This window comes from Acinetobacter sp. YH12112, assembly GCF_013418945.1.
Taxonomy (GTDB): domain Bacteria; phylum Pseudomonadota; class Gammaproteobacteria; order Pseudomonadales; family Moraxellaceae; genus Acinetobacter; species Acinetobacter indicus.
In genome coordinates this window covers 1-2,181 of sequence record NZ_VPBA01000082.1, presented here as the reverse complement: position 1 = coordinate 2,181, position 2,181 = coordinate 1, and the positions used below count along the sequence as shown (strand labels likewise).

The following is a 2,181-nucleotide window of genomic DNA, read 5'->3' as shown; positions in this document are numbered from 1 at the left end:
CACCGCCATCGTGTCGTGATCGGCAAGGATACGCGCCTGTCGGGCTATATGCTTGAACCCGCGCTCACAGCCGGTTTCACCTCGATGGGCATGGACGTATTCCTTTTTGGCCCGCTGCCGACAACGTAATAGGAAGAATAAACGCCCTTTTCACCCAAGTCCAAATTAATTTGCCGATTCCATAATCAGGGTGTATTACAATTCCATAGAGTTTTTCAATCCAGGTGGTTTAGCTGATAACTTAACGATTGATCAGCTTCTTCGTGAAGATTACTCGCCATGGGCGCGCAATAAAAGGATATCTGCCACGTTCAAAGAAGCGCATTTTATTGAAAAATATGGGTCAGGCATCAAACGAATCCAAGAAGGCTTCGCATCCTATGGTCTGCGTCCCCCTGTCTTTGAAAATTTCCAGCACGGTTTTCGAGTTATTGTCTCATCAAAGCTACTTTTCGAATCTAATGAGGGAGTAAGTGAGGGAGTAAATCTACTATTTAATCAGATAAGAACTAATCCAGGAAAGCGTGCACCATTTTTAGTAAACGAGCTATTAGTTCCTGTCAAGATAGTAGAGCGGTGGCTCAAAATCTTAAGAGATGATCATAAAATCGAGTTTCGAGGAGCTCCTAAAAGTGGAGGATACTGGCTAAAATAGAAATCAATGATACTCTTAAGTGGCACCAATCGAACTCCTATTTTAGCATTTAAAAAAGTATCCTCACATCATTTTATTGAACAATACCTAAGGCTGCTCTGGCGGCATTGATATGATTATCGTCGTTGCACTCTACCGCAAAAGCGCCATATGCTAATGGAGCTGCAGCAGCCCTCTCTATAGATTGTTCGTAGAGCCTATCCCATATCGTTCCGCCTTGTTTAGCATACTCCGTTATCAAACTCTTCAGGCTATCCTCTCCAAAAACCGATACGTGACCAGAAAAGTCCAGTGCAGGATCACCCATATGCGCAGTAGACCAATCTATGATACCAGAGGTCTTACCTTCCTTCGAGGTTAAGACATGCCCTGCATAGAGATCGCCATGGATGAAACAAGTGAATTCAGGCCACAAAGGGTCATTGTCCAACCATCTACGGTATCTGTTTTCCAACGGCTCGCTGATACCTATCTCAGATTTCACCAAGTGGATACGGTCAGCTATTTCGGTCCTCAATTCACTTGGAGTCATTATTTTCAAGTTGCTCTTTCTCACATCGTCAGCTGTAATACGATGTAATTCGGCCAATGATTTTGCCAGAGACTCCACATAAGCTATGCTATCGCGATCTATGTTCCAAGAAACCTCATGTGTTATCGCATCGAATGTCAGAGCAGGCGCATCCTCCAGTAAAGGGTAGGCTATTAGGCGCTCCGATACAATTTTCCAATCAGGGACATTGATCGACAGGTTTCTTTTGGCTAAATCCAATATTCTACTTTCATTTTCGATTTGTTCAAGCATATCGCTTCTTCGAGGTATACGGAGTACCCAGTTCTCACCGTTTACTTCCTTTACAAAGGCAACTCTAAAGTCGATGCCCATCTCATTGACGCTCATCTCTTCCGAAATTCTCAGCCCATGCTCTAGGGCTAATGTTTGCATATCTTCGATTGTCATTTCTATACTGTTTTCTTTTATTAAATTGGTACCAGTTCCCCCGACAGGACATTCTGAATGTCATATACAGGTGTAACACTTTACCCATATTCTTTTCGTATGGATAACACTTCCCATCAGGGAACAAAAATCTGATACATGAATTAATTGTGAGACAGTAGACCTACTGTCGCATTGAAGCCATCTCGGCGACTATTTGATTAGGAAAACCAAGGCTTTGCCATCATAGCCTTATCATAGAAGTATAACATAGTTGTAAAGATAGAAAATTATTTTTTATTCATCCATGATGTTATTATTTTATAATAACATCATCTAAACATGTCCTGTCGCTCTTTTGTGCTGTGATATTTCATACCTATTAACTGCTTTCGTTTGAATTATACGACGTTCTACTCACAATAGGGCAAGGGTTACTCATTCCGTAGGATGCGGTTCACGTATAGGAAGAATAAACGCCCTTTTCACCCAAGTCCAACAGCTTTGGACCGCAGTTGACTCTTTCGACACCCCTGCGATGCAACCCAATCCGGCTGACGGGGAGCCAGCAACGCTGAAAATTTAC

Annotated in this window: 2 protein-coding genes and 1 pseudogene; 2 read left to right on the top strand and 1 reads right to left on the bottom strand. The window is 42.5% G+C overall.

Going from position 1 to position 2,181, the window contains the following annotated elements; translation table 11 throughout:
* Together FTU50_RS15100 and FTU50_RS15095 are read left to right on the top strand one after the other, a co-directional pair.
* A pseudogene (locus FTU50_RS15100) lies at positions 1 to 123 on the top strand (hypothetical protein); the annotation flags it as partial.
* Between the two features lie 67 nt (positions 124 to 190).
* Entirely contained in the window at positions 191 to 655 is a 465-nt protein-coding gene (locus FTU50_RS15095) for an ATP-binding protein (protein ID WP_071830580.1), read from the top strand.
* Between the two features lie 73 nt (positions 656 to 728).
* On the opposite strand, the gene mph is transcribed toward FTU50_RS15095, so the two are convergent.
* The gene (gene mph / locus FTU50_RS15090; RefSeq protein ID WP_071830579.1) at positions 729 to 1,616 is read right to left on the bottom strand and encodes an Mph(E)/Mph(G) family macrolide 2'-phosphotransferase; all 888 of its coding nucleotides are present in this window, start codon (positions 1,614 to 1,616) and stop codon (positions 729 to 731) included.
* Between the last annotated feature and the right edge of the window lie 565 nt (positions 1,617 to 2,181).